General features: G+C 65.1%; 2 protein-coding genes. One reads left to right on the top strand and one right to left on the bottom strand.

The window, feature by feature from the left end; genetic code table 11:
* Positions 1-188 precede the first annotated feature (188 nt).
* Positions 189-1,358, bottom strand: a complete 1,170-nt coding sequence (locus tag DBR34_RS00180; protein ID WP_128095215.1) for a class I SAM-dependent rRNA methyltransferase — start codon at positions 1,356-1,358, stop codon at positions 189-191.
* Between the two features lie 358 nt (positions 1,359-1,716).
* Here DBR34_RS00180 and DBR34_RS00175 point away from each other — a divergent pair, with 358 nt between their 5' ends.
* A complete protein-coding gene (locus tag DBR34_RS00175; protein WP_128095214.1) occupies positions 1,717-2,673 on the top strand; it encodes a TerC family protein in 957 nt (318 codons plus the stop codon).
* Positions 2,674-2,681 lie beyond the last annotated feature (8 nt).

Genomic DNA, 2,681 nt, shown 5'->3' with positions numbered 1-2,681 from the left:
ACCAGCAATGACAGACTGCGCAACGTCATGACGCCTCACCTAGGATGGGAAGCGTCAGACCATAGCGCTGAGAGGACAACAAACGGTAGTGCCGGCCGCTGGCCGGCTCCCCCTGGTCTGCGATTGTCTCGAGGAGCCGGCCAGCGGCCGGCACTACCTGGTGCCGAACGTAGCCGGGATCCTGCGGATCAGTCCAGCACGCGGCAGAACACTGCCTTGAGGTAGCGCGATTCCTGCACGTGGGCCATGAACGGGTGGTCCGGACCGGCGCCGGCCACCTTCAGGATCTGGATGGTGCGGCCGGAATAGAACGCCGCGCGGCGCAGCATGTCCAGGAACTGGTCCTCGGCCACCAGGCCGGTGCACGAGAACGTGGCGAACAGGCCACCGGGCTTGACCACGCCCAGCGCCAGCTTGTTCATGTCCAGATACTTCTTCAGCGCGGTGATCACCTGGTCGCGGTCGCGGGTCATCTTGGCCGGGTCCAGGATCACCACGTCGTACTGCTCGCCGCGGTTGGCCGCATCGCGCAGCCACGGGAACACGTCGGACTGGATGAACTTCGGGCGCACGTTGTTGAGGCGCGAGTTGGCCTTGGCAATGGCGATCACGTCTTCATCGATGTCGATGCCGACCACTTCCGACGCACCGCGCGCGGCCGCGTACACCGCAAAGCCGCCGGTGTTGCAGCACAGGTCGAGCACGCTCTTGCCCTCCACCTGCTCGCTCAGCCACTGGCGGTTCTCGCGCTGGTCGGCGAAGAAACCGGTCTTGTGCGCACCGGCCGGGTCGGCGCGGAACTTCACGCCGTACTCGGTGATCACCGACGCTTCGGTGGTGGTGTTGCCGTGGAAGTCGAAGCTTTCCTGCTTCTGCACGTGTTCGTCGGCGAAGCTGTGGAAACGGCAGCCCGGGAACTGCTCACGCAGTGCTTCGTAGATCCACTCGCGGTGGCGGAACATGCCGGCGGCGAAGAACTCCACCACCACCAGGTCGTTGTAGCGGTCCACCACCAGGCCGGACAGGCCGTCGCCTTCGCTGTGCACCACGCGCCAGGCGTCGGACACCGCGTCCAGCTTCAGCACATCACGGCGCAGCGAGACGGCCTGGGCGATCTTGCGCGAGAACCAGCCCGCGTCCACCGGAACGGCCTGGTCGGTTTCCAGGATGCGCACGGCAATGCGCGAATGGCCGTTGTAGAAGCCCCGGCCGATCCACTCCCCGTCCACGCCGATGACGTCGACGATGGCACCGGGTTTGGGACGGACGGCCGGCTTTTCGACCAGTTTCTGGAAGATCCACGGGTGGCTGGAGCGCCAGGCGTTCTTGAGGCGGACAACGGGGGCAGGGGTATTCATCTCCGTATTGTATCCGGGAAGCCCCCGCGCCCCGGTAGTGACGGCCGCCGGCCGTCTCCCCATCGCGTCCGGCCCGTACGCGGTTGGCGCCCACCGCCCGTCATCACCGGGCAAAGGGCGTCCAGTTGACGCCGGCCCGGCCACCCCGCAGAATCGGCCCCAGAAGGGGAGTAGCTCCCAGACGTTGTCGCCGTCAATTCGAGCCCGCAGGCTCCGGTGCAACGGCAGTCCCACCCATCGGGACTGCGAGCGAGACCTTCGCCGTATGGCGAAGCTCTGTCCCCGGATCCCCCCGATCCTCCGTTGCAGATCCTCGCCGTCCGGCTTGAGGCAATCATTTTTCCAACGGATAAACCCAATGCAGACGATCGGTAATGTGTGGTTGTGGGGCGGCTTCGGCGCGGTGGTGATCATCGCGCTGCTGGTCGACCTCGTATTGATGCGACATGGCGGGCCGCACAAGGTCACCTTCAAGGAGGCCCTGTGGTGGTCGATCGGCTGGGTCGTGCTGGCCCTGGCCTTCAACGGCGGCCTCTGGTACTACCTGAACGAGACCGCGGGCCAGGTAGTGGCCAACAAGGTCGGCCTGGAGTTCCTGACCGGTTACCTGGTCGAAAAAGCCCTGGCCGTGGACAACATCTTCGTGTTCCTGATGATCATGGGCTACTTCGCGGTGCCCGAGGAACAGCGCCAGAAGGTGCTCATCATCGGCATCCTGGGCGCGATCGTGCTGCGTACGATCATGATCTTCGCCGGCAGCGTGCTGCTCACCAAGTTCCACTGGCTGCTCTACGTGTTCGGCGCCTTCCTGCTGTTCACCGGCTGGAAGATGTGGTTCTCGGCCGGCAGCGAGCCGGATCTGGAGAGCAACCCCGCCCTGCGCTGGATGCGCAAGCACCTGCGCCTGCTGCCCGACTACGCCGGCAATGCCATGAGCGTCATGCGCGATGGCAAGCGCTGGTTCACCCCGCTGTTCGTGGTGCTGATCCTGATCGCGGTCACCGACGTGATCTTCGCGGTGGACTCCATCCCGGCCATCTTCGCCATCACCACCGACCCGTTCATCGTGCTCACCTCCAACGTGTTCGCGGTGCTGGGCCTGCGCGCGATGTTCTTCCTGCTGGCCGGCATGGCCGATCGCTTCCACCTGCTGCCGTATGGCCTGGCCCTGGTGCTGGCCTTCATCGGCATCAAGATGATGCTGATCGACATCTTCAAGATCCCCACCCCGATCTCGCTGGGCGTGGTGGCCGTGATCATCGCCGCCACCGTGGTGCTGAGCCTGAAGAACCCGCCGAAGACCGGCGACGCGTAACCGGCGTG

This window comes from Stenotrophomonas sp. HMWF003, assembly GCF_003061285.1.
Lineage (GTDB): Bacteria > Pseudomonadota > Gammaproteobacteria > Xanthomonadales > Xanthomonadaceae > Stenotrophomonas > Stenotrophomonas maltophilia_AP.
Note: the sequence above shows the minus strand (reverse complement) of the source record. Positions and strands in the feature narration are given on the sequence as shown.

Bases quoted from the DNA above. Each gene is read 5' to 3' on its own strand.
- DBR34_RS00180 (WP_128095215.1), bottom strand. From the start codon at position 1,358: ATGAATACCCCTGCCCCCGTTGTCCGCCTCAAGAACGCCTGGCGCTCC.
- DBR34_RS00175 (WP_128095214.1), top strand. From the start codon at position 1,717: ATGCAGACGATCGGTAATGTGTGGTTGTGGGGCGGCTTCGGCGCGGTG.